General features: G+C 35.6%; 26 protein-coding genes and 1 other RNA gene. 26 read left to right on the top strand and 1 reads right to left on the bottom strand.

Features of this window, described 5'->3' with window-relative positions:
* The 16 genes from ATZ99_RS11135 (at position 1) to ATZ99_RS11060 (ending at position 15,163) form a co-directional block, all read left to right on the top strand.
* Complete coding sequence (locus tag ATZ99_RS11135; protein WP_068749311.1) at positions 1-633, top strand: transporter associated domain-containing protein; 633 nt, start codon at positions 1-3, stop codon at positions 631-633.
* Positions 633-1,748 (top strand): tRNA guanosine(34) transglycosylase Tgt, encoded by a 1,116-nt coding sequence (gene tgt, locus ATZ99_RS11130; protein ID WP_068749310.1) that lies wholly within the window; start codon positions 633-635, stop codon positions 1,746-1,748. The genes ATZ99_RS11135 and tgt overlap by 1 nt, the downstream gene beginning before the upstream one ends.
* Before the next feature lie 78 nt (positions 1,749-1,826).
* Positions 1,827-2,126 carry a preprotein translocase subunit YajC gene (gene yajC / locus ATZ99_RS11125; RefSeq protein ID WP_068749309.1) on the top strand — a complete coding sequence of 100 codons (300 nt, stop codon included), beginning with the start codon at positions 1,827-1,829 and terminating at the stop codon, positions 2,124-2,126.
* 59 nt (positions 2,127-2,185) lie between these two features.
* Positions 2,186-2,569: a TIGR04086 family membrane protein gene (locus ATZ99_RS11120; protein WP_068749308.1), complete on the top strand. Its 384-nt coding sequence runs from the start codon at positions 2,186-2,188 to the stop codon at positions 2,567-2,569.
* A gap of 87 nt (positions 2,570-2,656) precedes the next feature.
* Positions 2,657-2,806: a six-cysteine ranthipeptide SCIFF gene (gene scfA, locus ATZ99_RS11725; protein ID WP_083947486.1), complete on the top strand. Its 150-nt coding sequence runs from the start codon at positions 2,657-2,659 to the stop codon at positions 2,804-2,806.
* Positions 2,807-2,923: 117 nt separating this feature from the next.
* Positions 2,924-4,165, top strand: a complete 1,242-nt coding sequence (gene secD / locus ATZ99_RS11110; RefSeq protein WP_068749306.1) for a protein translocase subunit SecD — start codon at positions 2,924-2,926, stop codon at positions 4,163-4,165.
* A gap of 13 nt (positions 4,166-4,178) precedes the next feature.
* The gene (gene secF, locus ATZ99_RS11105) at positions 4,179-5,045 is read left to right on the top strand and encodes a protein translocase subunit SecF (RefSeq protein WP_068749305.1); all 867 of its coding nucleotides are present in this window, start codon (positions 4,179-4,181) and stop codon (positions 5,043-5,045) included.
* An 18-nt stretch (positions 5,046-5,063) separates the two neighbouring features.
* On the top strand, positions 5,064-5,378 hold the full coding sequence (locus tag ATZ99_RS11100; RefSeq protein WP_068749304.1) for a phasin family protein: 315 nt from the start codon (positions 5,064-5,066) through the stop codon (positions 5,376-5,378).
* A 67-nt stretch (positions 5,379-5,445) separates the two neighbouring features.
* Positions 5,446-6,744 carry a magnesium chelatase ATPase subunit I gene (locus ATZ99_RS11095; protein WP_068749303.1) on the top strand — a complete coding sequence of 433 codons (1,299 nt, stop codon included), beginning with the start codon at positions 5,446-5,448 and terminating at the stop codon, positions 6,742-6,744.
* Positions 6,741-8,372: a vWA domain-containing protein gene (locus tag ATZ99_RS11090; RefSeq protein WP_245641389.1), complete on the top strand. Its 1,632-nt coding sequence runs from the start codon at positions 6,741-6,743 to the stop codon at positions 8,370-8,372. The genes ATZ99_RS11095 and ATZ99_RS11090 overlap by 4 nt, the downstream gene beginning before the upstream one ends.
* A 112-nt stretch (positions 8,373-8,484) precedes the next feature.
* Positions 8,485-11,037: a single-stranded-DNA-specific exonuclease RecJ gene (recJ, locus tag ATZ99_RS11085; RefSeq protein WP_068749302.1), complete on the top strand. Its 2,553-nt coding sequence runs from the start codon at positions 8,485-8,487 to the stop codon at positions 11,035-11,037.
* Positions 11,038-11,065: 28 nt separating this feature from the next.
* Complete coding sequence (locus tag ATZ99_RS11080; RefSeq protein WP_068749301.1) at positions 11,066-11,587, top strand: adenine phosphoribosyltransferase; 522 nt, start codon at positions 11,066-11,068, stop codon at positions 11,585-11,587.
* A 56-nt stretch (positions 11,588-11,643) separates the two neighbouring features.
* Entirely contained in the window at positions 11,644-13,803 is a 2,160-nt protein-coding gene (locus tag ATZ99_RS11075) for a RelA/SpoT family protein (protein ID WP_068749300.1), read from the top strand.
* Positions 13,804-13,821: 18 nt separating this feature from the next.
* Entirely contained in the window at positions 13,822-14,271 is a 450-nt protein-coding gene (gene dtd, locus ATZ99_RS11070) for a D-aminoacyl-tRNA deacylase (protein ID WP_068749299.1), read from the top strand.
* A gap of 20 nt (positions 14,272-14,291) precedes the next feature.
* Positions 14,292-14,912, top strand: coding sequence for an MBL fold metallo-hydrolase (locus ATZ99_RS11065; RefSeq protein WP_068749298.1), 621 nt, complete (start codon positions 14,292-14,294; stop codon positions 14,910-14,912).
* An 83-nt stretch (positions 14,913-14,995) separates the two neighbouring features.
* Complete coding sequence (locus ATZ99_RS11060; RefSeq protein ID WP_187694847.1) at positions 14,996-15,163, top strand: hypothetical protein; 168 nt, start codon at positions 14,996-14,998, stop codon at positions 15,161-15,163.
* A 33-nt stretch (positions 15,164-15,196) separates the two neighbouring features.
* On the opposite strand, the gene ATZ99_RS11055 is transcribed toward ATZ99_RS11060, so the two are convergent.
* On the bottom strand, positions 15,197-16,354 hold the full coding sequence (locus ATZ99_RS11055) for a S1C family serine protease (protein ID WP_068749296.1): 1,158 nt from the start codon (positions 16,352-16,354) through the stop codon (positions 15,197-15,199).
* A 211-nt stretch (positions 16,355-16,565) separates the two neighbouring features.
* Here ATZ99_RS11055 and hisS point away from each other — a divergent pair, with 211 nt between their 5' ends.
* The 10 genes from hisS to ATZ99_RS11005 all read left to right on the top strand — a co-directional run bounded on the left by hisS (position 16,566) and on the right by ATZ99_RS11005 (position 25,453).
* Complete coding sequence (hisS, locus tag ATZ99_RS11050) at positions 16,566-17,840, top strand: histidine--tRNA ligase (protein ID WP_068749295.1); 1,275 nt, start codon at positions 16,566-16,568, stop codon at positions 17,838-17,840.
* A complete protein-coding gene (gene aspS, locus ATZ99_RS11045; protein WP_068749294.1) occupies positions 17,840-19,612 on the top strand; it encodes an aspartate--tRNA ligase in 1,773 nt (590 codons plus the stop codon). Before hisS ends, aspS begins: the two co-directional genes overlap by 1 nt.
* A gap of 62 nt (positions 19,613-19,674) precedes the next feature.
* Positions 19,675-19,857: non-coding RNA, 6S RNA (gene ssrS / locus ATZ99_RS11040), on the top strand.
* A 92-nt stretch (positions 19,858-19,949) separates the two neighbouring features.
* Positions 19,950-20,234 (top strand): metal-sensitive transcriptional regulator, encoded by a 285-nt coding sequence (locus ATZ99_RS11035; protein ID WP_068749293.1) that lies wholly within the window; start codon positions 19,950-19,952, stop codon positions 20,232-20,234.
* Positions 20,235-20,244: 10 nt separating this feature from the next.
* The gene (locus tag ATZ99_RS11030; protein ID WP_068749292.1) at positions 20,245-20,679 is read left to right on the top strand and encodes a SoxR reducing system RseC family protein; all 435 of its coding nucleotides are present in this window, start codon (positions 20,245-20,247) and stop codon (positions 20,677-20,679) included.
* Between the two features lie 78 nt (positions 20,680-20,757).
* Positions 20,758-23,400, top strand: a complete 2,643-nt coding sequence (gene alaS, locus ATZ99_RS11025; RefSeq protein ID WP_068749291.1) for an alanine--tRNA ligase — start codon at positions 20,758-20,760, stop codon at positions 23,398-23,400.
* Between the two features lie 11 nt (positions 23,401-23,411).
* Positions 23,412-23,666: an IreB family regulatory phosphoprotein gene (locus tag ATZ99_RS11020; RefSeq protein ID WP_068749290.1), complete on the top strand. Its 255-nt coding sequence runs from the start codon at positions 23,412-23,414 to the stop codon at positions 23,664-23,666.
* 27 nt (positions 23,667-23,693) lie between these two features.
* Positions 23,694-24,641, top strand: coding sequence for an aldo/keto reductase (locus tag ATZ99_RS11015; protein ID WP_068749289.1), 948 nt, complete (start codon positions 23,694-23,696; stop codon positions 24,639-24,641).
* 16 nt (positions 24,642-24,657) lie between these two features.
* A complete protein-coding gene (gene ruvX, locus ATZ99_RS11010; RefSeq protein WP_068749288.1) occupies positions 24,658-25,095 on the top strand; it encodes a Holliday junction resolvase RuvX in 438 nt (145 codons plus the stop codon).
* Positions 25,096-25,129: 34 nt separating this feature from the next.
* On the top strand, positions 25,130-25,453 hold the full coding sequence (locus tag ATZ99_RS11005; RefSeq protein WP_068749287.1) for a DUF1292 domain-containing protein: 324 nt from the start codon (positions 25,130-25,132) through the stop codon (positions 25,451-25,453).
* The last annotated feature ends 132 nt before the right edge of the window (positions 25,454-25,585 follow it).

Below are 25,585 nucleotides of genomic sequence, written 5' to 3'. Positions count from 1 at the left end.
TTGAAAAAGAAAATAACAAATTTTATTGTTAAAAGCGTGTTTTTATTGGAAGCTTTTTTGGCATTTTTTATTATATTTGGAGTAATTGTGGGTTCGATTGATCTTGTTAGGTATTTCAGGATGATATATGAAACGCCGCCGCTACAGACCTTTTCGTTATTACAAACCTTTTTAGGCCATGCCTTGCTTTTGGTAGTAGGTTTAGAGCTTGTTATAATGCTTGTAAGACATACGCCTTCGAGTATAGTAGAAGTGTTACTTTATGCCACTGCAAGGAAAATAATAATAGAGACAAAATCCACCTGGGAAATATTTTTGGGTATTATAGCAATTGGGGTTATTTTTGCTATTAACAGGATTTTTGCACCGGGTAAATCCTTTTCCAGCGAAGGGGTTCTTGTAAATTCTGCAATGCCCGTTGAAGAGGTAAATAGGTTAGCAAATGTCAATATTCCTAAGAACTTGGGAAATACTATAGGAGGTGTAATTTTTAATTTAGCAAATGAAGAGGGCAAGGTAATAAAAGAAAAGGATGTATTTTATATAAATGACGCAGAAGTTACAATAATTTCTATGGAAGAAAATTTAATTAAAAATCTATTAATAAAAAAGATAAAGGATGGGGAAGATTAGTGAAATTTGAAGTAATAAAATTTTCGGAGAAAACAAGAGCACGAAGAGGAAAAATTTTTACTTTTCATGGAGAAATAGATACTCCCGTTTTTATGCCTGTAGGAACCCAGGCATCGGTAAAAACCATGGCGCCACACGAACTGGAAGAACTGGGAGCAAAAATTATACTTGGCAATACCTATCATCTTTATTTAAGGCCTGGTCATAAACTTATAGAAGAAGCCGGAGGACTTCATAAGTTTATGAACTGGAGGGGATCTATTTTAACAGATAGCGGAGGTTATCAAGTTTTCAGCCTGGGAGAATTGAGAGAAATCAGAGAAGAAGGAGTTACTTTTAGATCCCATATAGATGGTTCTATTCATTTTATTTCACCGGAAATATCCATTGAAATACAGAATTCTTTGGGTGCGGATATTATAATGTGTTTCGATGAATGCATACCATATCCTTCCACGTATGAATATGTTAAGAACTCGGTAGAGAGGACAACGCGATGGGCTCAAAGATGCAAAAAGCACCATAAAAAAAGCGAACAGGCACTTTTTGGAATAGTACAGGGTGGATTATTTGAAGAATTAAGAAAAAAGAGTGCAAAGGATATAACGGATTTAGATTTTGAGGGCTATGCCGTAGGAGGATTGAGCGTAGGAGAACCAAAACAGGAAATGTATAAGGTATTAGACTACACGGTGCCTCTTTTACCAGAGAATAAACCCCGGTACCTAATGGGAGTAGGGTCTCCCGATGCCTTATTTGAAGGAGTAATAAGAGGAATTGACATGTTTGATTGTGTACTTCCTACAAGGATTGCAAGGCATGGGACGGTGTTTACCAAAAAAGGAAAGCTTGTGGTAAGAAATGCAAAATATGCAAAGGATTTTTCTCCTCTTGATCCCGAGTGTGATTGTTATGTTTGTAAAAATTTTTCCAGGGCATATATAAGACATTTATTGAATGCCGGAGAGATTCTGGGGTTACGGTTAACTACCTATCACAACCTGCATTTTCTTTTAAAAATCATGGAAGAAATAAGAAAAGCTATTGAAGGGGATTATTTACTGGAATTGAAAGAGGAATTTTTTAAAAAGTTTGGTTATGAAGATGAGCTATAAAAAAAGGATTTTTTAAAAATTTATCGAATTAACTAATATGCATTTTTATAGTAATTTTGGGAAGGGTGTGATCCTTAGTTGAACAGTACGATTTTCTTACAACAATTCGGGCCTTTAATACTTATATTTGCTATTTTTTACTTTCTATTAATTAGGCCTCAGCAAAAAAGAGACAGAGAAAGAAAAATGATGCTGGAGAGCCTGAAAGAGGGAGACGATGTAATCACAATAGGAGGAATCTACGGTAGAATACTTAATATTAAGGATGATGTCATTACCCTTGAAGTGGGAGATAAACTCAAAATTAAAGTCACACGTTCTGCCATAGGTACAGTTCTAAAAAAATCCGATAAAGCGGATAATAAAGATAAAACTTGATTTTGGAATACTACCTCCTTTCCTCAAATATATATTTATTGAGGAAAGGAGGTTTTTTTATGAAAATTACCGTGAAAAGGAGCCCTCTGCTTGATACAAGAAAAGTATTATCGGGTATATTATTGGCTTTTCTATTGACGATAATTTTTTTATTATTGTTCAGCGTTATAATATATTTTTCATCGATTGCCGAGGAATTTATATCTAAATTAGCTGTAATAGTAATGGCTTTGTCCATTGCGGTATCTTCTTTTATTACATCGAGGGGAATTGAATCAAAAGGCTGGTTAAATGGAGGTCTTATAGGTCTACTTTATACTGCAGCAATAATAATAATTAAAATATTATTTTATAAAGAAGATATTACTGCCTCTTCACTATTTGATGTTCTGTTTGGATTTTTAATCGGGGCTATATCCGGAGCGATCGGTGTAAATATTTAACTTTTCTTGTAATATTTTTTCTGGTATAATAAAAAAGAATTCTTAAATAAAAGGTAGTATCCTATAAGAAACGGAGGGAAAAGTGGGATGAAACATATAATCAAGATTCACAAAGGAGATTTATGTGATCATTTGGAGAAAAAAGGTTGCGGGGAATGCATGGCATCATGCCAATCAGCTTGCAAAACCTCCTGCACGGTGGCAAATCAGGAATGCGAAAATAAAGAGATTAAGTAAAAGGCCTGACGAAGGCCTTTTAATCTTTATATGGATTTGGTTGTTTATTGACTGCTTCTTTTTTAAGGGATATAATAAATTTGTTATGCAACCTTTTTGGGATTGGAGGAGAAATTGATGAATTACAGGACAAAAAGCCTCTTAAAAATCGCACTCATTTTAATTTTAGCTGCTTTTTTGGCTTATACTTTATTGTACGGTATTAAAATCGGTCCTTACAAACAAGCACCTCTGTCAAAATCTATAAAACTTGGATTGGATTTACAGGGGGGAGTATACGTATTATTAGAAGCTGAACCAAAACCGGGACAGGAATTGAATGAAGAGAAAATGAACAGTGCAGTTGAGGTAATTAGAAGAAGGGTAGACCAGCTGGGCGTTGCAGAACCTCTTATTACAAGACAGGGAAATACTCGAATAAGGGTTGAATTACCGGGCGTAAAGGATTCTCAAAAAGCCCTTGAAATAATAGGTAAAACGGCTTCCTTGCGTTTTGTTGGACCCGATGGAACGGTGATTTTGACCGGAGATAATGTGAGAGATGCTCGAGCAATATACGGACAAGCAAATGAACCAATGGTAAGCCTTAAATTAGATGATACCGGTGCAAAAAAATTTGCGGAAGCTACTAAAAAATATTTTGAACAACCAATAGCTATATTACTTGACGAAGAAGTAATTTCTGCTCCCGTTGTAAAAGCGGTTATTACCAATGGAGAAGCAGTAATTGAAGGATTGGAGAGTATTGACAGAGCGGCAGAACTTGCAGCATTAATCAGAGGCGGTGCATTACCCGTTGACTTGGTGCAGAGAGAGGTAAGAACGGTAGGTCCTACGTTGGGTGCGGACTCTCTTGCAAAGAGTGTAGCTGCGGGGAAAATCGGCGTGGTTCTCGTTATTTTGTTTATGATTTTATATTATAGACTACCAGGATTTATTGCAGACATAGCTTTGATGATATATGTAATGATTGTATTAACAGTTTTTATAGCTATAGGAGCTACTTTAACCCTTCCTGGCATAGCAGGATTTATCCTTTCTATCGGTATGGCGGTAGATGCTAATGTTTTAATTTTTGAAAGATTTAAAGAAGAACTTAGAAATGGTAAAACTCTGCGTTCTGCTATAGATGCCGGTTTTAACAGGGCAATGCTTACGATTTTTGACTCAAATATTACTACGATTATTGCAGCAGTGGTACTATTTTACTTCGGTAGCGGTCCAATAAAAGGTTTTGCCGTTACATTGATAATCGGTATTTTAACCAGTATGTTTACCGCTATAGTAGTGACCAGGGTGCTTTTATCAAATATCATTGCATCCAAACTTTTTGTTAACAAAAAATTATTTAGCGCATAAGAGGTGAATAAATGTGAAAATATATAAAATAATGGAACGAAAATATATATGGTTTTTCATTTCACTGGCGATAATATTTGCAGGATTAATTTCCGCGGCAATTAATGGTTTAAACTGGGGTATTGATTTTACCGGAGGTACGATTTTGCATTATAATATGGGGCAGACTTATGAACTTTCTGAAGTAAGAAAAACGCTAACCGATCTGAATATTAAAGATTTTGAAGCAAAGAAAGCTGGAGACGATGGAAATGAGTTGATAATTCGAACAGTGGTTTTATCCAAGGATGAGCAATCAAAAATAACTGAGAGCTTGAAGAATAAATTTTCGAAAATTGAATTGATAAGGGCGGAAAAGGTTGATGCGGTTATCGGCAGCGAATTAAGAAAACAGGCAATAGTTGCCTTAATCATCGCAAATATTTTGATGCTGGCTTATATTTCTTTTCGATTTCAGTTTATATCTGGAATCGCAGCCGTACTGGCGTTAATACACGATGTGCTTATTGTTATAAGCTGGTATGCACTTTTTAGGGTTCCCATTGATAGTTCCGTTATAGCGGTAATACTAACGGTAGTGGGTTATTCAATTAATGATACTATTGTAGTTTTTGATAGAATAAGGGAAAATTTAAAAAACGCAAAAAAAGTATCTTTCAACGAAATTGCAAATATAAGCATTGCACAAACCCTTGCAAGATCTATCAACACATCTTTAACCACCTTACTTACCATTATTGCGCTGAATCTTTTTGGAGGAGAGACTATTAAAGACTTTACAATGGCTTTGATCATTGGTATTGTAAGCGGAACCTATTCCTCAATTTTTATTGCAAGTCCATTGTGGTCTATATGGAGGAAAGATGCAAAAACCGCTTAAAGCTGAAGGAGGGTATGTATGTTAAAAGACCTTTTAACTACGGGGCTTTATGCGGGTATCGGGCTTGTTGCTTTAACCAAAGAAAAGGCTGAAGAAATTATTCAGGAACTGGTTAAAAAAGGAGAAGTCTCGAAGGAAGAAGGCAAAGATCTTTTAAAAACCCTTGTGGACAGAATAGAACAGGAAAAAAAGAAATTGCAGCAGAAAATAGATGAACAAATAGAAATTGCAATTAAGAATATGAATCTGGTGAGGAAACAGGAGATAGAAGAATTAAAGATTAAAATCGAAGAGTTAGAAAGAAAAATTGACGAGTTAAAAAAAGAGGTATAATTTACCTCTTTTTTTTTGTTTATTGGAAATAATATGAGGAAAAATATTTACAAGGAGGGGTGAGAAGATGAAAACATATTCTCAAATAGTTGTGCATGATGGAAATAAAAACTTAATAGATATATTGGATATTTCTGTCTTATCCACATTTACAGGAAATCCAATTCATGTACATGCAGAGGGATTAAGGGGAACGGGCAAAACCACCATAATTAGGGCCTATAAAAGCATTCTTCCTTTTATTGAAAGGATAAAAGGATGTGAGTTTAACTGCGATCCAAGAGCACCCCATTGTCCGGCACATAAAAATTTAAATATGGAAGAAATCGATAAATTAGGAGTAGAAAAAATTAGGATGCCATTTGTAGAAATCTCCGCTTCGGCAAAGAAAGGTACTGTGGTAGGGAGCATCGACCTTGAAAAGTTAACATCAAAGGATGACCCAAGAGCTGCCTTGCTTTTAGGAACTATTCCCAAGGCAAATAGGGGCATATTATTCATAGATGAGATAAACCGGATTGCTGATATTTCTCCTGAAATTGCTGATATACTGCTGGATGTAATGGGTACAAAACCCGGAAGAATACAAATCGAAGAAGTAGGATTACCTACTGTTGAGATACCTGTAAATGTTACGGTTTGGGCTGCTTCCAATCCGGACGAAGAACCTGGGCCTTTGGAGGATGTTAGAAAACAGCTTTCTGACAGGTTTGATTTTGTAGTTTATGTAGATAAACCTCATGGAGCTGAAGTTGTAAAATCCATACTTGAAGGAAAAATAAAAGACAATGGCTTATCGGAAATATTCAAAAAGAACTTATATATTGAATCTCGGAAACGAATAGAAAAGTTTCAGATTCCTGAGGAAATAAAAGATGCTTTAGCGTTATGCTATGTCAATTTTAATCTTGAAAGTATTAGGGGACTTGAATCCGTAATAAATGGATTAAAAATGCTTTCTGCTTTATATGATAGGGATGTTAATCCAAAAGATGTTACCTTTCTTGCAAGGTATGCGTTAAAGCACAGAACCAGTGAAAAAAATGTATTTGAAATAATCAAGTTTATAGAGAATACCCTGACAATGAACAGGATTAAAAGAGATGAAGCAGAAGTTGCATATTTTCAAAAAAACAAAGCAGATGAATCTGAAAAAATAAATAAAAAAATCGCCGGAAATAATAAAAGCATTATTTTTGATAGGTTTAAGTTTTTGAGATGGCCTTTTTTGTCAAAAAAATACAAAACCATGGGCAGTAATAATAATCCTGCTGATGTAGAAATAAAAGCACCTCCTCAAAAAGCAAAAAAAATAGATGAAATTAATGAACAAGAATTAATAAAAACCGAGGAGGAACTAAAGTGAACCCCCTTTCCATGAAATTAATTGATGAATTTAATAAGGGAAATGGAGTAAGGATAGGAGAGACCTGTTGTGCCAGTAAAAGGGTCCACGTTATTTCTCCGGAAAAACCTCAGGTGATAAAAGTAATAAAAAACCAGGATGCTGGTGTTATTTTTTACAAAAGGGAAAAGGAAAATGAAATAATTCATTTAGATATATTTCATGAGTTAAAAGAAGTAAATGTAAAAATGCTGGCAAAATGTCTTATTGAGCTATTATTAAAAAAGAACAAAGGAGATATTATGAATTATATAGATGTTCAAACGGGCACCGGAGGAGGTAGATTGACGGGTAGCTTGGATTATGGACAAACCGAGACTTTAAAAAAGAACCATTTGAATCACGTGCATCTGGCCTTAATGTTAAAGGATGAAGACCTGGATTTGTTGATTGAAATAGTAAGAGCTGTTGAAAATTTTCTTACCGGTCAAAAAGTTGAGATCCGGAAGATAGAAAAAGTTGTAAATGAGGTTGGAAATTCACCGGTAGACCTTTCTCCATACATGTCTGTAACCGATTCCTTTTTAAAAGGAAAAGAAAGAAGGGGAGAAAGTTATAGAGAAAATTTTGAAAATGCGGTAGAAATGATGGAATTTTTGGGGAGTTTAAAGGAATTAGAAGAAATTCTTGAAAACCTGAGTTCAGGAGGGGAAAACTTAAATTTACTTAAAAAAAAGTATGCTGATGTGGAATCAATTATAGAGAAACTCAAAAATAGTAATTTTATAGAAAAGAGCGAAAAAGGTATTACACTTAGCCGAAAAGGAGAGGAATTCAAGAAATTTATTATAGAAAATTACAAAGAGCTGGAGTTAATACTGAAAAGACTCATAAAAAATATAAAAATTACACGGGGAGGCGTTTCCGCGAAAAAACATTTTGAACTTAGGAAAAAAGGGATATCTTTTTCTTCAAAAATTAATAAAGGAGATTGGATGGAAGAAATAGATATTCCGGAGACTATTAAAAATGCAATGGTAAGAAGCTTTCAACAAAAACAGAAATTTTATATAGAACCAAAAGATATAATTTTAAACAAAAGATTGGGAGAAAAGGAACAGGATATTTGCTTAATAATTGATGCCAGTGCAAGCATGAATGGAAATCGGTTAAGGAGTGCAAAATTTCTTGCAAAACATATATTATTAACTGCTAAAAAGAGAGTAGCGGTTCTGGCGTTTCAGGATAAAGAAGTAAAGCTTTATGTGCCCTATACTAAAAATTTTACAAACCTGGATACCGGTTTATCCAGCATGATATCTTCCGGCCTTACACCTCTTGCTCTTGCGATTGAAAAAGGCTTCGAGTATATGAATGCAAAAAAACTAAAAAATCCCTTGATGATTTTGATTACCGATGGAATCCCAACCGTACCTTTATGGTCAAATGACCCATTAAAAGATTCAATAAATGCTGCAGAAAAGATATCTAAAAAGAAAATCGATTTTTTTTGCATAGGATTGCAGCCAAACAAAGATTGTCTATCTAAAATTACAAAGGCTGCTAAGGGTAAACTATATGTCGTAGAAGAATTAAGAAAAGATGATCTTTTATATGCTTTGGTTAAAAGTGGAAAAATAATTAAGTAATTTAAAAATTACTCACTTTTTTAAAGAGCCCGCCTTTATGGCGGGTTTTTGTTGATAAGAAACCCATGTTGAATTATAATAATATTGTTTAAAGCTTATGGGGGATAAAATTATGATTGACGGCAATTACTTATGGGATATAAAAGAGGAGAGTTTTGTAATTAACGGTGAATTAAAACTTCATCCCGTTATCTTAAAAATATTATCAAAACGCGGCATTAAAACACAGGAAGATATAAGGAAATTCCTAGAACCAAAATTTGAAGATTTGTATAATCCTTTACTTTTGTTAGATATGGATAAAGCTATTGAACGAATAAACAAAGCAATATTAAAAGGAGAAAGTATAACAATTTTTGGAGATTACGATGTAGATGGAATTACAGGCACGGCAATACTATACAAAGGTTTGAAGAAAAAAGGAGCTTTTGTTGATTACTATATACCTGCAAGGCATGATGAAGGATACGGTTTAAATGTAATTGCCATTGAAAAATTGGCAAAAAAAGGTACTAAGCTCATAATAACGGTGGACAACGGAATTGCTTGTTTTGATGAAGTTAAAATGGCTTTAAATCTGGGAATCGATGTAATTATATTTGATCATCATGAAACTCAGGGAATACTACCTCCTGCACATGCCGTGGTGGACCCCAAGAGACCTGATTCAAATTATCCTTTCAAAGAGTTATCGGGTGCGGGGGTCGCTTTTAAATTTTTACAGGCCTTTTTAAATGAAGAAGATTTAGTAAAATACTTGGATGTAGTGGCTATTGGAACTATTGCTGACCTGGTGCCGCTGCAGGATGAAAATAGAATAATTGTTAAACTTGGTTTGGAGGTTTTAAAAAAAACTGAAAATATAGGATTGAAAGCTCTATTGGATATAGCGGGTTGCACTTCAGAAAAAATTGATGCGGAAAAAATAAGCTATCTAATAGCTCCAAGGTTAAATGCAGCAGGAAGGATGGCTGATGCGGCAATTGCGGTAGAGCTTTTAATAACCGAAGATAAAGAAAGGGCAGAAGTGCTGGCTAAGGAACTAAATAATCATAATAAAGCAAGGCAAGCCATAGAAAGTAAAATATTTAAAGAAGCAGAAGATAATATAACAAAAATAGGAATTGACAAGCAAAATGTAATAGTGGTGGATGGTTGCGATTGGCATGAGGGTGTAATTGGAATTGTAGCATCTAAAATTACTCAAAATTATTGCAAACCGGCAGTGGTAATATCAAAAGAAGGAGAGTTCTCTAAAGGATCCTGTAGAAGTATTCCCGGCTTTAATATCTTTCAGGCCTTAAGCAAAATTTCATATCTTTTCGAAAAATATGGTGGACATGAGCAGGCTGCTGGTTTTACAATTAAAAGTGACAATTTGGATTTATTCAAAAGGAAAATTAATGAAATAGCCGGGGAAATGAATATTAAGGAATATATTCCCGTATTATCTATTGATTTGGATCTTAAAGGCTCAGAAATAGATATTAATTTAGCAAAAGAATTATCACTTTTAGAACCTTTCGGCTTTGGAAATCCAAAACCGGTATTTTCCTGCAGAAACCTTTTGGTTGAAAGTGTTAAAACCGTGGGCAACGGCGAAAAGCATTTAAAAATAGAATTTGTTAAAAGAGGCAATAGATATACCGGTATCGGGTACAATTACGGGAGTTATAAAGAAAAATTGATAATGGCTCCTTTTCTTGATGTGGCTTTTTACTTAGAAATAAATGTTTGGGGAGGGAGGGAGGAACTTCAGCTAAAAATAAAAGATTTGAAAATTCCCTATTTAAAAGATTCAATTTTAAAGAAAATAGAAGCGGGATATTACAGGGAATTTTTTAGTTTGGATTTTAAAAACATAATTGATGAACAAATGGATAGCACTTTAAATATTAAAAACAATGTAAATATAGTATCTGCTATAAAAAATAAGAGAAAATTTGTAGAGGAAATTTCCAGAAATGGGAATGTTTTAGTTCATTTTCATACACCCTATCAGGCGTGGAGATTTATTAATTATTTTACAAAAAAGGAAAGAAATAAGGGTAAAATAAAAATACTTTTTAATTTAAATAACGGGTCACAAAGCCCGGTTTTTGGTGATTCAAATTTTGTTGTTCTTTATATTAATCCGATATTTGATAATAAAATAGTTCGTCATTACATAAAGTCCAACAGTATAAACTTTGTGGTTTTTTATGATCCACCTTTTTCAATTTCTCAGTATGAAAGGGAAGTAGTTATTGCCAATGATATTCCGGTATTCATTATTTTTAATAAAGAAGATTTAAGATATAATTATATGGTTCTTGAAAATATCCTGATTAATGATAAAAGTATTATAACTGCTTTTTTATATTATTGCAGGGAGAATTTCGCAAAAATAAATTCTAATTATTATGAAGAACCATTAAAAGATTTCCTGATTAATTTTAATAACAGGCTGGAGGAGAAGTTAGAAATACCACAAATGCTATATATGTTAAATATTTTAAAAGAATCCCATATAATTGATTTTAGTATTGAAGAAAACAATATTTTTTTAAAAAACCTTGGTTTACAAAACAAAAAATGCCAGGTAATAGGGACCGGCATGCAAAAAAAATTATTTAATTTAAAAAAGGATTTAATTGATTTTTATAATAACTTTACAATTTTTTAAAAAATCAAATTCAAGGGGGCGAATATATATGTCACCGGAACAGTTAAAGGAAAAAATAAGGATAATCATGGATTTCCCAAAAAAAGGTATAAGCTTCAAAGATATTACAACTTTACTAAAAGATGGAGAAGCATTCAAAGCTGCAATAAAGGGCCTTGCTGAACTTGTCAAAGAAAAAGATTTTGATTTAATTGCAGGACCGGAAGCCAGGGGATTTATTATAGGTGCACCATTAGCCTTTGAATTAGGGAAAGGCTTTATTCCTGCAAGGAAAAAAGGAAAGCTACCGGGAGAAACCATAAAAGCCGAATATAAGCTTGAATACGGTACCGACATTTTAGAGATGCATAAGGATGCAATTTTGGAAGGGCAAAAAGTACTTGTAGTTGACGATTTGCTGGCAACAGGTGGAACAATTTTTACTACAATAGAATTGGTAGAAAAATTAGGAGGAAAAGTGGTCGGAGTTGCATTTTTGATCGAGCTTACCGAATTAAATGGCAGGGAAAATCTAAAGGGTTATGATGTATTTTCTCTAATACAATACTAAAAGACGTTTAAAAAGGTTACTTATATTGTTTTTGGGAAGCGTAAGGGGTGGATTTTATGACAAACATAGAAAAATTAGAAAGCAAAATACGTTCCTATAATCCTCAAGCGGATTTAAAATTAATACGGGATGCCTATGATTTTGCCAAAAATGCCCATGACGGTCAGCATAGAGCGTCAGGGGAGCTTTTCATTTTCCACCCCTTGGAAGTTGCAATGATTCTGGCGGATTTAGAATTAGATACTGTTACGGTAGCAGCCGGTTTGCTTCATGATGTGGTGGAAGACACACAATATACCATTGAAGATATAGAAAAGATTTTTGGACCAGAAATTGCACTGCTGGTGGATGGTGTAACAAAATTAGGTAAACTGGAATTCAAGTCGAAGGAAGAACAGCAGGCAGAGAATCTCAGAAAAATGTTGCTGGCAATGGCAAAGGATATAAGGATAATATTAATAAAATTGGCCGACAGGCTTCATAATATGCGCACTTTAAAATCCATGCCAGAGGAAAAACAGAAGGAAAAAGCCATAGAGACTTTAGAAATATTTGCACCGCTGGCACATCGGCTGGGTATATCGAAAATTAAATGGGAACTGGAGGACCTTGCTTTCAGATTTTTAGAGCCCGAGCATTATTACGATCTGGTCGATAAAGTCGCAAAAAAAAGAAGAGAAAGGGAAGAACATATAAATGAGATGATAAATATTCTCAAACAAAAATTGGAATCATCGGGCATCAAAGCTGATATTCAGGGAAGACCAAAGCATTTCTACAGCATATACAAAAAGATGAAAGAACAAAACAAAACCTTTGATCAGATTTATGACCTCACGGCGGTAAGGGTAATAGTGGATAATGTGAGGGAATGTTATGCAGCGCTGGGCGTAGTCCATACATTGTGGAAACCAATACCCGGCAGATTCAAGGATTATATTGCGATGCCCAAACCTAATATGTACCAATCCCTTCATACAACTGTAATTGATTCAAAAGGGGAACCCTTAGAAATTCAGATAAGAACTTATGAAATGCATAAAACAGCGGAATACGGAATTGCAGCCCACTGGCGTTATAAAGAGGGTTCTAAGATTGATGAGTTTGACAAAAAACTTTCCTGGCTAAGAGAAATTTTGGACTGGCAGCGGGAGTTAAAAGATGCTAAGGAATTTATGGAATCGCTAAAATTGGACCTTTTTACCGATGAGGTATATGTATTTACTCCCAAAGGAGATGTTATTAATCTTCCGGCGGGTTCATGCCCAATTGATTTTGCTTATAGAATACACACCGATATTGGCAATCGATGCATTGGCGCAAAGGTAAACGGTAAAATGGTCCCTTTAGATTATAGACTTGCAAACGGAGATATAGTTGAAATACTTACATCTTCCCACAGCAGCGGACCAAGCAGGGATTGGTTGAAATTTGTTAAATCAGCACAGGCAAGAAGCAAAATAAAACAGTGGTTCAAAAAAGAAAGAAGAGAGGAGAACATTACAAGAGGCAAGGAGCTTTTAGAAAAGGAAGCAAAAAGACAGGGGTATGATTTGTATCAACTCATAAAACATGACTTTATGGAAGGATTATTAAAAAAGCTGAGTATGCAGAATTTAGAAGACCTTTTTGCGGCCATAGGATTGGGTGGAATTTCACCCGTTCAGGCTTTTCAAAGGATATTAGATGAATACAAAAAGACTGTTAAAGCCGAAAAGCCCGGTGTTGAAGAAAAAATCAGTCCCAAATCCAAAAAACAGGTTGTCTCAAAAGAAGCCGTTGTAGTTGAAGGAATAGATAATATTCTCGTCAAGTTTTCGCGATGCTGTAACCCCGTACCCGGTGATAAAATAGTAGGATATATTACAAGAGGCAGAGGAGTTTCCATTCACAGGTTTGATTGTCCTAATGTTCAAAATAACCAGTATAAAGAAAGGCTTATTGAGGTTAAGTGGGATACCTTCAAAGAAAATTCTTATCCTGTAGAAATTGAGGCATCTGCTTATGATAGACCTGGCGTCCTTTCGGATGTAATTAATCTTATTGGAGATATGAAAACCACCATAGATGCTGTAAATGCCAGAGCAACCAAAAATGGAATTGCTGTAATTGATCTCGTTCTCGAGATTAAAGACAAGCAGCATCTTGAAAATGTTATTCAAAAGTTGAAAAAGATAAATGGAGTTTTTGAGGTAAAAAGGGTTATGAATCAGTAGAAGGGAGAAGTATTAAAAATGAGAGCAGTTGTTCAAAGGGTATCCAGAGCGATGGTAGAGGTAGAAGAAAAAGTTGTTTCTTCAATAAATAGGGGGATACTGGTTTTTTTAGGTGTGGGAGAGGAAGATACCTTGGAGGACGCAGAATATTTGGCGGAAAAAATAATTAACCTCAGAATTTTTGAAGATGAAAAGGGGAAAATGAACCTTTCCGTACTGGATGTGGGAGGAGAGGTTCTGGTGGTATCTCAATTTACCCTTTACGGTGATGTGCGAAAGGGTAAAAGGCCAAGCTTTACCATGGCTGCTCCTCAGGATAAAGCTAATAACTTATACGAAGAGTTTGTTAAATTCTGCAGGGAAAAAACAGAGAACGTAAAAACCGGGCAATTTCAGGCTCATATGATCGTGAAGCTGGAAAATGACGGACCCGTCACAATATTGCTGGATTCAAAAAAGACTTTTTAAAAATTTCGGGAGGATAAAAAATGTTTCTGGAAACATTACAGGTAGGTCCTCTTTTAGCGAATTGCTACATTATTGGCTGTGAAAAAACAAATAAAGCGGTGTGCATCGACCCCGGAGGTAATCCCGAAAAAATTTTAAATGTGATATTTGATAAGGGGCTTGATTTGACCCATATTATATTAACTCACGGGCACTGTGACCACATTGAAGGATCTGATTATCTAAGAGAAAGGACAAATGCCCTGCTTTTCATTCATGAAAAGGATAAAGATATGATAACAAATCCTGAAAAAAATCTTTCTATATTTTTAGGCAGGGGCTTTGGCTTGAAAGAGGCGGATAATTTTCTAAGGGATGGGGATAATATTTTAATAGGAGAAATGAGATTGGAAATTTTGCATACTCCGGGACATACGCCGGGAAGTATTTCCGTCAAGATTGAAGATTTGCTTTTTACAGGGGATACATTGTTTGCCGGGTCTATTGGGAGAACGGATTTTCCGGGTGGTTCTTACAGCATGCTTAAAAAATCTATATTAGAAAAAATTCTTCCCTTAGGCGATGAAATAAAAATCTTTCCCGGACATGGTATATCATCCACTATTGGAGAGGAAAAAATGACCAACCCCTTTTTAAGGTAATTTCCCGTAATTTTATGGGGAACGGAGGGGTAATTACGACCAGGAAAAAAAGTAAGATGAAACTATATTCCCGCGAGGAAGAATTGCAGGAGATTGCAGAACTTTTTGAAGAAGGATTGAAAGATGAAGAAATAGCCGATGATATAAAAATCGACGTAAAAGTGGTGAAGGGATTAAGAGAAAAGTTCAGTGAAACGGACGAATACGAAAATAATCCTTTCAAAATTTTTTATAAAAAAGGAAAAAAATAGACTCGAGGGGAATTCCTCGAGTCTATTTAAATATTATTCGGGTTTTTTACCCACCTTAACGGTTAAGTACATCTGCCTGCCATCCCTTAGTATCAATAATACCAGCGTATCGTTTACCTTTGAATTTTTTATAACATTTACGACATCGTTTGCATTTTTCACAGAATTATTATTTACTTTAAGGATTATATCTCCTTCCCTTAACCCTGCCGTATACGCAGGACTTCCCGGCTGCACATAGCTTATAAGCGCTCCGTCAGTATTTTTTAAGTTAAAGTACTTTGCCAAATCTTCAGTAATGTCCTGAAGTCCTACGCCAATGTAGGGACGGGTTATACCGCCTTTTTTAAGCTCGTCCAGAACGTTTTTTACAGTGTTTATAGGTATTGCAAAACCAATGCCCTGAGCTTCAGCGTTTATCGCGGTATTGATTCCTATAACCTCTCCTTCTAACGAGATTAAAGGACCACCGCTATTTCCGGGATTAATAGCTGCATCCGTCTGAATAAGGTTTGTATACACCCTTTGTTTACCTGATTTATCCGGAATTGTAATAGGACGTCCCTTTGCGCTGATTACTCCTACCGTAACTGTGTGGTCTAACCTGTAAGGATTGCCTATAGCTATTACCCAGTCACCGACCCGCATTTTATCCGAATCGCCCATGGGGATGTAGGGTAAAGTTTTTGATGAATTTATTTTTAATACTGCTAAGTCAAGATCAAAATCTTTTCCAACAATTTGTGCTTTAAAGGGTTTATCATATCCTTTTACTGTCACCGATACCTCAGTAGCACCGGATATAACGTGCTCATTGGTTAAAATATATCCATCGGGACTTATGATAAATCCTGAGCCTACACTCTTATTGATTTTTGAGGGGGAAGGAATATCTTCGAAAAAGAAACGGAAAAAAGGATCGTCGATAAATGGGTTATAGGAACTTTGTGTTTGGACGGTGGTTTCTATGAAAACTACCGCGTCGCTTACTTTATCCACGATATCGGGAATGCTGGGCAATGAATAAGGTGTAGAGGAAAAGGATGAATTTGTTGAGTAGTTTCCGGCCTTAACGGATTTTGACGGATAAAAGAAATTATATGCGAAAAATCCTCCAGTAACTACACCTATCCCCAGTGCAAATCCGATAAGCACCGCAACAAAGTATTTATATTTGTTAAAAACCTTCATAACTGATTAACCTCCTTTTAAAAATTTTTTAATAAATCTATTTTAATTTCTTTTTCATGGTTAATTTTACAGCAAGAATTTATAAATTGTGTGTAAATTTTGTTAGGATTTTGTGAAATTTTTACTTCATATTTTATCCTAAATTATTGACATTAATTTATATTTTAAATATATTGTTTATCAGTAGCAAATTTATAAAGGGGCTGATGAAATGCTAACTAAAGCGCCGAGAGGGACAAAGGACATACTCCCCGATGAAATAAATAAGTGGCAATTTTTAGAGAGTGAATTCAGGAAGATATGTGATATTTTTGGTTATAAAGAAATAAGGACTCCTACCTTTGAACACACGGAACTATTTTTAAGAGGAGTGGGCGAAACAACCGATATAGTAGAAAAAGAAATGTATACTTTTAACGATAAGTCAGGGAGAAGCTTAACATTAAAACCGGAAGGTACTGCGGCCTGTGCAAGAGCTCTCATAGAACATAAACTTTACAATCAATCACTGCCATTAAAATTATATTATATCATTCCCGGATTTAGATATGAAAGGCCTCAAGCGGGAAGATTGAGAGAATTTCATCAATTTGGCGTTGAGGTCTTTGGATCGGATAACCCTGCAATAGATGTAGAGGTAATTGGTTTAGCTATGATGTTTTTGAAAGGTCTTGGATTGGAAGATTTGGATTTAAGGATAAATACACTTGGATGCAGTAAATGCAGGGGAAACTACCGGGAAGCTTTAAAGAATTATTTTTCTTTTAAAAAGGAAAGTTTGTGCGATACTTGCAGGACAAGATTGGATAGAAATCCTCTGAGGATTTTAGATTGTAAAAACGATGATTGCAAACAAATACTTGGAGAATCCCCAAAAATTTTAGATTTTTTATGCGATGAGTGCAAGGATCATTTTGAAAAGGTCAAAAGACTATTATATTCGCTAAAAATAGATTTTACGGTGGACCCTATGATAGTTAGAGGACTTGATTATTACACTAAAACTGTATTTGAAATAATATCTAAGGATTTAGGAGCGCAGAACACTATTTGCGGAGGCGGAAGATACGACGGTCTTGTAGAAGAATGCGGGGGTCCTCATATTCCGGCTGCGGGATTTGGAATGGGAATAGAGAGGCTTATAAATGTTCTTGAAAACAGAGGTCTATTGAACCTGCCTCAAAAAGGAGTTGATATTTTTTTAGTTGTAATGGATGAAGAAGGTTTTGAAACTGCATATAAGTTATTATTTGAATTAAGAGGAAAAGGATTATCTGCGGAAATAGATTACATGAACAGAAGTTTAAAAGGACAAATGAAGTATGCGGATAAATTAAAAGCAAAATTTGCAATTATTGTAGGCGAAGAAGAAATCAAAAACAATTTTCTTACAGTGAAAGATTTATCTAATGGAGAACAGCGAAAGTTAAACGATAAGGATTTATTTGAATTTTTATTTAATAATATTAGAAAGGGTTGTTGTTAATGGAAGGAATGAAGAGAACTCATTCTTGCGGTAGTCTGGGTATGAAAGATGTGGGTAAAGAGGTCGTGCTAACCGGGTGGGTACAAACAAGAAGGGATTTGGGAGGCGTTATATTTATTGATTTAAGAGATAGGAGCGGTATAGTACAGGTAGTTTTTAGCGAAGATTACAGCCATGAAGCCTTTGAATTAGCAGGAGATCTAAGAAGCGAATACGTAATTGCCGTAAAAGGAGAGGTAAGGGAAAGACCACAGGAGAACAAAAATCCTAAAATATCTACAGGAGACATTGAAGTATTTGTTAAAGAAATAAAGATATTGAGCAGCGCTAAAACTCCTCCTTTTCCAATTGAGGATAGTATAAAAGTAGATGAAAGTTTAAGGTTAAAATACAGGTATTTAGATTTAAGAAGGCCTGTTATGCTAAATAACTTTATTTTTCGTCACAGGGTAAGTAAGTCTATCAGGGATTTTCTTGATGGAGAAGGTTTCATAGAAGTAGAGACACCTATGCTTACAAGAAGTACTCCTGAAGGGGCAAGGGATTTTTTAGTCCCCAGCCGATTAAATCCGGGAACCTTTTATGCATTACCGCAATCGCCACAACTTTTTAAACAGATATTAATGGTATCGGGCATTGAACGATATTATCAAATTGTTCGTTGCTTCAGAGATGAGGACTTAAGAGCTGATAGACAACCTGAATTCACACAGCTGGATATTGAGATGTCTTTTGTAGATGTGGATGATGTCATCAGTTTGAATGAGAGACTTATAAAATATGTGGTTGAGACGGTAACCGGTAAAGAAATAAAGATTCCCTTTAAAAGAATTACATATAAAGAAGCGATGGAAAAATACGGCTCGGATAAACCGGATATAAGATTTGGTCTCGAGATTATTGATGTTACTGAAGAAATCAAAAACAGCGAGTTCAAAGTCTTTAGGGAAGTAGCGGAAAAAGGAGGAAGGGTTAGAGGAATTAACATAGAAGACGGAGCCAATATATTCTCAAGAAAAGGAATAGACGAGCTGGTGGAAAAGGCAAAAGAATTCGGTGCAAAAGGCCTTGCCTGGATCGTTCTTGCTTCTGAAGGTATAAAATCTCCTATTTCGAAGTTTTTTAAGGAAGAAGAACTAAAGAGTATAGTAGAAAAAATGAGAGCAAAAACGGGAGACTTGCTTATTTTTATTGCCGATGAGAATGAGAACCTGGTCGCTCAACAGATGGGACAAATGAGATTATATCTTGGGAAGACTTTGAACCTGATTGATAAAAATGCATTGGAATTTTTGTGGGTAGTAGAATTTCCTCTTTTAGAGTGGGATGAGGAAGAAAAAAGGTTTGTTGCAATGCATCATCCTTTTACTTCGCCTATGGATGAAGACATCCCGCTTCTGGATACTTCACCGGAAAAAGTGAGGGCAAAGGCTTATGATATAGTTTTAAATGGGGTTGAGCTCGGAGGAGGAAGTATAAGAATTTATAGAACCGAACTTCAGGAAAAAATGTTTGAAGTGCTTGGTTTTACCCGGGAGAGGGCGTGGAATAATTTTGGATTCCTTCTTAAAGCTTTTGAGTACGGAACACCCCCTCACGGAGGAATTGCCTATGGACTTGACAGGATGGTAATGCTGCTTTTAGGGCTGGAAAGCATAAGGGATTGTATTGCTTTTCCAAAGACGCAAAACGGCACTTGTTTGCTGACAGAAGCACCTGCAAAGGTAGAGCCCAAGCAATTGAGGGAGTTACATATAAAAATTGACGCCTGAAATTGGAAAAGCCATTATCTTGATATTGGGATAGTGGTGTGATAATATAATAATTAAAGAAGGATTCCCTGCTGTGTGCGTGGAACCTGACAGAGGAAAGAGCCAACACCATGACATCGGGAGCCCGGGCTCTAAATGTGGAATGCATGCCCTTTATCAAGGGAAGCAAGAAGCATTTAGGAGGGCACCCACCTTTGGAGAGAGGGTCTCTGTTCCTTGTCAGTACACGGCATGGCGGGGATTTTTTTATTTTATAATAGATTGTCAAAAAAGAATTAAAATAATATAATTTTAAGTGAAAGTATACCCTTATAGGGTATATAAAGGAGGGGATTCTTTGGAGCACCATCAATGCTCTTACCTTAATAAAAAAGAAAATATTAAAGTTAGACTTTCAAGGATTGAAGGCCAAATAAAGGGTATTGAAAAAATGATTGAAGAGGGAAAATACTGTGTGGATGTATTAAATCAAATTGCTGCGGTTCGAGCTGCTTTAAAAAAAGTAGGATTAATTATATTAAGAGAGCATACTAAGGGATGTGTATTAAATTCTAAAGGTACCAGGAAAGAGGAAGAAAAAATAAATGAACTTATGGAATTAATAGAAAAATTCTTAAAATGAGGTGAAACTTATGCGGGAAAAAGCATTGGTCTTAAGAAAAGTAAATGACGAAGCGGAATTAGAAGTTTTAAGGGGATCGGCCTGTGGTTCCTGCAAGGGGTGCCCGGAAAGCTCTAAGAAGAAAAGATTAATAGTTTGGGCTAAGGATACGGTCGGAGTCGAAAGCGGACAGCTTGTAGAAATTGAAATGGAAGCAAAAGGAGTACTCTCTGCCACATTTATCATGTATCTTTTTCCTTTAATAGTATTTTTATTAGGTGTAGCAGGTGGATATGAGTTTGCGCCTTTATTGAATATAGAACTTAAAGAGCCCTTTGCCTTATTGACAGGAATAATAGGATTGGCAATTTCATATCTATTTATTTACCTTAACAATCGAAGGTTTGAAAAAAGCCAGATTTATAAAAGCAAAATTGTAAATATTATTGATAAATTTAGTAAATAATGATTAATGTAATTGACAAGGATTAACATTTTCTATATAATTCTTCTCAAATGCGTAGCTGTATGGAGGTTATTTGATATGATGAGCAGCAATGAGATAAGGGAAAAGTTTTTAAGTTTTTTTGAGAGCAAAGGGCACCAAAGAGTTCCCAGTTCCTCCTTGGTACCTCATAATGATCCTACATTATTATTCACAAATGCAGGAATGAATCAATTTAAAGATGTATTCTTAGGCATAAAGAAATTGCCCTATAAAAGAGCCACCACCGCACAAAAATGCGTAAGAGCCGGTGGTAAACACAACGATCTGGATAGTGTTGGCAGGACTGCAAGACATCATACATTTTTTGAAATGCTGGGCAATTTTTCCTTTGGGGATTATTTTAAAAAAGAAGCCATCGCTTATGCATGGGAATTTTTAACCGAGGTATTGATGCTCCCAAAGGAAAAACTCTGGGTAAGCATCTATGAAAAAGACGATGAAGCTTTTTATTTATGGCAGGAAGTAGCCAAAATCCCACCGGAAAAAATTGTACGTATGAGCGAAAAAGATAACTTCTGGGCAATGGGGGATACGGGTCCATGCGGTCCTTGCAGTGAAATATATATCGATCGCGGCGAGGAACACAGGTGCGATAGTCCGGAGTGTAAATTGGGTGTTTGTGATTGTGATAGGTGGAGAGAACTCTGGAACTTGGTATTTATGCAGTATAACAGGGATGAAGAAGGAAATTTGACTCCTCTTCCCAAACCCAGCATTGATACCGGTATGGGCCTTGAAAGAATAGCCACGGTTATGCAAAATGTTTACAGCAATTACGATACTGATCTTTTAAGACCAATTATAGCATTTGTAGAAAATATGACAGGTAAAAAATATTTTGGCGATGACAGGGGATTTCCATTTAGAGTAATAGCCGATCATATAAGGGCTGTTACTTTCCTAATAGCCGATGGCGTTCTTCCCGGGAATGAAGGCAGAAGTTATGTTCTGAGGAGAATTTTAAGGAGGGCTGCCCGATTCGGGAGAGAACTTGAATTGAATGAACCATTCCTGTATAAAATTGTACCCAAAGTTGTTGAGCTGATGGGAGACGTGTACCCTGAAATTAAAAAAAGTCAGGGTTACGTTCAAAGGGTTATAGAAAATGAAGAAATACGTTTTGGACAAACCCTTAGTGAAGGGCTAAGAATACTGAAGGATGGTATAGCTGAATTAGAAAAGGATGGCAAGAAGACTTTACCGGGCGAAATGGCTTTTATGCTCTATGATACTTTTGGCTTTCCTTTGGACTTAACGGAGGATGTGGCCAGGGAAAAAGGCTTTGGCATTGATAAGAAAACCTTTGAAGAATTAATGGAAAAACAGAGGGAGAAAGCAAAAGCGGCAAGAAAGGAAGAATACCCGGTAGATGAGCTGTATGAAGTGCTGGCACCTTTGGATCCCACAATCTTTGTTGGTTATGACAGTTTAAGGGCAAAGGCACAGGTAAGAATGATTACTGTTGGGAAAGAACCCGTTACAGAATTGGAATCCGGTAAAGAAGCCATTATAGTCCTCGACAGAACTCCTTTCTATGGTGAGAGCGGAGGACAGGTGGGAGATACGGGATATATATATAACGAAAATTTCAGGTTTAAAGTAATGGATACCAGAAAGACTCCTGATGGTAAAATATACCATATTGGAAAAGTAGAAGAAGGAACGGTGAGCATAAACGACAATGTAAATGCTGAAGTAGACGAAATAAGAAGAAAAAATATTATGAGGAATCACAGTGCTACCCACCTGCTTCATAAAGCTTTAAAAATTGTTCTCGGCGATCACGTAAATCAGTCAGGTTCTCTGGTGGATCCTGAGAGATTGCGATTTGATTTTAATCATTATCAAGCCCTGACGGAAGAAGAAATTGAGAGGATTGAAAATATAGTAAATGAGGCGATTTTGGATAACCTTACGGTTAATATTAAGAATACCTCATTAAAGGAAGCTCAAGAAGAAGGAGCCGTTGCACTATTTGGAGAGAAGTATGGGGAAAAGGTAAGAGTTGTGGTTATGGGAGATTTCAGCAAGGAGCTGTGCGGAGGGACACATGTAAAAAGCACGGCAGAAATAGGACTTTTTAAAATTGTGTCCGAGGGAAGCATTGCTGCTGGAATTCGCAGAATAGAAGCTGTTACCGGTAAAAATTTAATAAACTTAATACGGGAAGATCAACGAGTTTTAGAAAGGACATCCAACTATTTAAAAGTTGGTGTTTACGAAATTCCTGAAAAAATACAGGATTTATTTAATCAATTGAAAGAAAAAGAAAAGATCATTGAAGAATTAAAGGATAAAGTATTAAATTACAAAGTTAAAGAAATACTGGAAAAAATAGAAGAAATAAAGGATGTAAAGGTTTTAATAAGCGAATTGGAGGATATGAATTTAGAGGATCTTAGAAAGATAAGTGATTTTATTAAAAACAGATTTAAACCTTCCTTAATTATTCTGGCATCTCGACATGAAGGAAAAGCAGTATTTATTTGCACCGCTACAAAGGATTTAGTTGATAGGGGAATAAATGCCGGAACTGTAATTAAAGAAGTTGCCCTTATTGCCGGTGGAAGCGGTGGTGGAAGGCCGGATTTTGCCCAGGCGGGCGGCAAATACCCCGAAAAAATATCGGAAGCCTTGAACTTTGCACGTAAATTTGTTGAAGACAGGTTATTATCCTGAGGGGGAGTAAAATGGAAAACTTTGATAAAACTATGATGTACAGGATCCAAAAAGATGACAAAAAATCGGTCAAGGAAATTTTAGAAGAAGTATACAATGCTTTAAAAGAAAAAGGTTATAATCCCATTAATCAAATTGTCGGATACCTTTTATCGGGTGATCCAGCTTATATTACGAGTTATAAAAATGCACGTAATTTGATCAGAAAAATTGAAAGAGATGAATTGCTGGAGGAAATAATTAAAACATACCTGGGATTAGAATAAAGTATTATGAAAAAAGAGGTATTGACGATGGAATACAAAAGACTCGGCAGCACAGATCTAATTGTCTCAAAACTTTGTTTTGGAGCTTTGACTATTGGTCCGCTTCAAGCAAATTTGCCCCTTGAAGAAGGGGCAAATTTAATTTGTGAAGCCTTTGAACTGGGCGTGAATTTTATTGATACGGCGGAGTATTACAAAAATTATGAATACATTAATTTAGCACTAAAAAAGATTAAGAACGAAATTATCATTGCAAGTAAATCTTACGCTTATACATATGAAGGAATGAAAAAAAGTGTGGAAAAGGCAAGGAAAGAGATAGGCAAGGATTATATTGATATTTTTATGTTACATGAACAGGAATCACGATTGACCTTACAGGGACATAAAGAGGCTTTAGATTACCTGTTGGAAGCCAAAGATAAAGGGCTGATTAAAGCTACCGGTGTTTCTACTCATACGGTGGAGGTAGTAAGAACGGCAGCCCTAATGAAGGAAATCGATGTAATTCAGCCTTTAATAAATTTTAAAGGAATTGGTATTAAAGATGGGACAGCAGAAGATATGCTAAAGGCTATAGAATATGCATATACTAAAGGTAAAGGTATTTACGGAATGAAATGCCTGGGTGGAGGAAATCTAATAAAGGAAAAAGTAAAAGCCTTTGAATTTGTTTTAAATATTCCCTACCTTCATTCCATCGCTGTGGGAATAAAATCAAAATCAGAACTTATTGCAGACATATGTTTTTTTGAAGGGGAAAAAGTGCCGGAAGATGTGGAAAAAAGTTTATTGAAAGAAAAAAGAAGGCTAATAATTGAAGAATGGTGCGAGGGATGCGGAAATTGTGTAAGTAGATGTAGATATGATGCCCTTTCGTTATGTGGCAAAAAAGTTTCTGTAGATGAAAACAAATGTATTTTATGCGGTTACTGTGCTGGTGCCTGCCCTGAATTTTGTATAAAAATCGTTTAAAAGGGGCAATTATAAAATGCGTGTATTAGGACTGGATGTGGGAGAAAAAAGAATAGGTATTGCCATATCCGATGAACTTGGAATTACCTCAAGGGGGCTAATGGTTCTGGAAAGAAAAGGCTTTAACGAGGATGTAAAAAAAGTTGTAGAAATTGCAGAACAAAACAGCGTTGATAAAATAGTCATTGGACTACCGGTAAATATGAATGGTACCTACGGTAAAGGGGTAGAAAATGTAAAAAAGTTTGGAGAAAAGCTAAGGTCAATATACAAAGCACAAGTAATTTATTGGGATGAAAGATTGACAACAGTAGCAGCACATAAAGTACTAATAGATGCAGATATTTCAAGAAAAAAAAGGAAGGGAGTGATTGATAAATTAGCTGCCGTGTTGATTTTGCAAAGTTTTCTGGATTACCTTCATAATATTGACAGTAATGGCAAATTACTATAAAATGGTGTTAATTTAATATATCGAGGTGAATTATATGGATGAAAGAGAAACTATAACCCTTTATGATGATGAGGGTAATGAAACGGAGTTTGAAGTTTTAGGTGTGGTTAATGTAGAAGACAACGATTATGCAATTCTCTTACCGGTAAACGAAGAGGATGAAGAAACCGCGTATATTTTCAGGATCGACACGGATGAGGATGGAGAAGAATTCTTAACAGAAGTGGAAGATGAAGAAGAGTTTGAAAAGGTAAGGGAAGCATGGGAAAACCTTCAAGAAGGCGACTTTGATTTCGAAGATGAAGATTATGAAGATGAGGACTTTGAGGACGAAGATTTTGATGATGAAGATGAATAAAAAGATATGTCAAGATTCTATGAAAATGTCACCCCAAGAGGGGTAGTTTTATTCAGAGAAAATGTCACCTTTTCTTATGGCCCTAACCAAGTATATTTACCCATCTTGATGTGTCAAGGGTAAAATGAACGC

It is taken from the genome of Thermovenabulum gondwanense, from assembly GCF_001601575.1.
GTDB classification, from domain to species: domain Bacteria; phylum Bacillota; class Thermosediminibacteria; order Thermosediminibacterales; family Thermosediminibacteraceae; genus Thermovenabulum; species Thermovenabulum gondwanense.
Note: the sequence above shows the minus strand (reverse complement) of the source record. Positions and strands in the feature narration are given on the sequence as shown.

Excerpts from the sequence above, each read along its gene's own strand:
- ATZ99_RS11120 (WP_068749308.1), top strand. The coding sequence starts at position 2,186 with ATGAAAATTACCGTGAAAAGGAGCCCTCTGCTTGATACAAGAAAAGTA.
- scfA (WP_083947486.1), top strand. The coding sequence starts at position 2,657 with ATGAAACATATAATCAAGATTCACAAAGGAGATTTATGTGATCATTTG.
- secD (WP_068749306.1), top strand. The coding sequence starts at position 2,924 with ATGAATTACAGGACAAAAAGCCTCTTAAAAATCGCACTCATTTTAATT.
- ATZ99_RS11100 (WP_068749304.1), top strand. The coding sequence starts at position 5,064 with ATGTTAAAAGACCTTTTAACTACGGGGCTTTATGCGGGTATCGGGCTT.
- ATZ99_RS11095 (WP_068749303.1), top strand. The coding sequence starts at position 5,446 with ATGAAAACATATTCTCAAATAGTTGTGCATGATGGAAATAAAAACTTA.
- recJ (WP_068749302.1), top strand. The coding sequence starts at position 8,485 with ATGATTGACGGCAATTACTTATGGGATATAAAAGAGGAGAGTTTTGTA.
- ATZ99_RS11080 (WP_068749301.1), top strand. The coding sequence starts at position 11,066 with ATGTCACCGGAACAGTTAAAGGAAAAAATAAGGATAATCATGGATTTC.
- ATZ99_RS11075 (WP_068749300.1), top strand. The coding sequence starts at position 11,644 with ATGACAAACATAGAAAAATTAGAAAGCAAAATACGTTCCTATAATCCT.
- dtd (WP_068749299.1), top strand. The coding sequence starts at position 13,822 with ATGAGAGCAGTTGTTCAAAGGGTATCCAGAGCGATGGTAGAGGTAGAA.
- ATZ99_RS11065 (WP_068749298.1), top strand. The coding sequence starts at position 14,292 with ATGTTTCTGGAAACATTACAGGTAGGTCCTCTTTTAGCGAATTGCTAC.
- ATZ99_RS11055 (WP_068749296.1), bottom strand. The coding sequence starts at position 16,354 with ATGAAGGTTTTTAACAAATATAAATACTTTGTTGCGGTGCTTATCGGA.
- hisS (WP_068749295.1), top strand. The coding sequence starts at position 16,566 with ATGCTAACTAAAGCGCCGAGAGGGACAAAGGACATACTCCCCGATGAA.
- aspS (WP_068749294.1), top strand. The coding sequence starts at position 17,840 with ATGGAAGGAATGAAGAGAACTCATTCTTGCGGTAGTCTGGGTATGAAA.
- ATZ99_RS11030 (WP_068749292.1), top strand. The coding sequence starts at position 20,245 with ATGCGGGAAAAAGCATTGGTCTTAAGAAAAGTAAATGACGAAGCGGAA.
- alaS (WP_068749291.1), top strand. The coding sequence starts at position 20,758 with ATGATGAGCAGCAATGAGATAAGGGAAAAGTTTTTAAGTTTTTTTGAG.
- ATZ99_RS11020 (WP_068749290.1), top strand. The coding sequence starts at position 23,412 with ATGGAAAACTTTGATAAAACTATGATGTACAGGATCCAAAAAGATGAC.
- ATZ99_RS11015 (WP_068749289.1), top strand. The coding sequence starts at position 23,694 with ATGGAATACAAAAGACTCGGCAGCACAGATCTAATTGTCTCAAAACTT.
- ruvX (WP_068749288.1), top strand. The coding sequence starts at position 24,658 with ATGCGTGTATTAGGACTGGATGTGGGAGAAAAAAGAATAGGTATTGCC.
- ATZ99_RS11005 (WP_068749287.1), top strand. The coding sequence starts at position 25,130 with ATGGATGAAAGAGAAACTATAACCCTTTATGATGATGAGGGTAATGAA.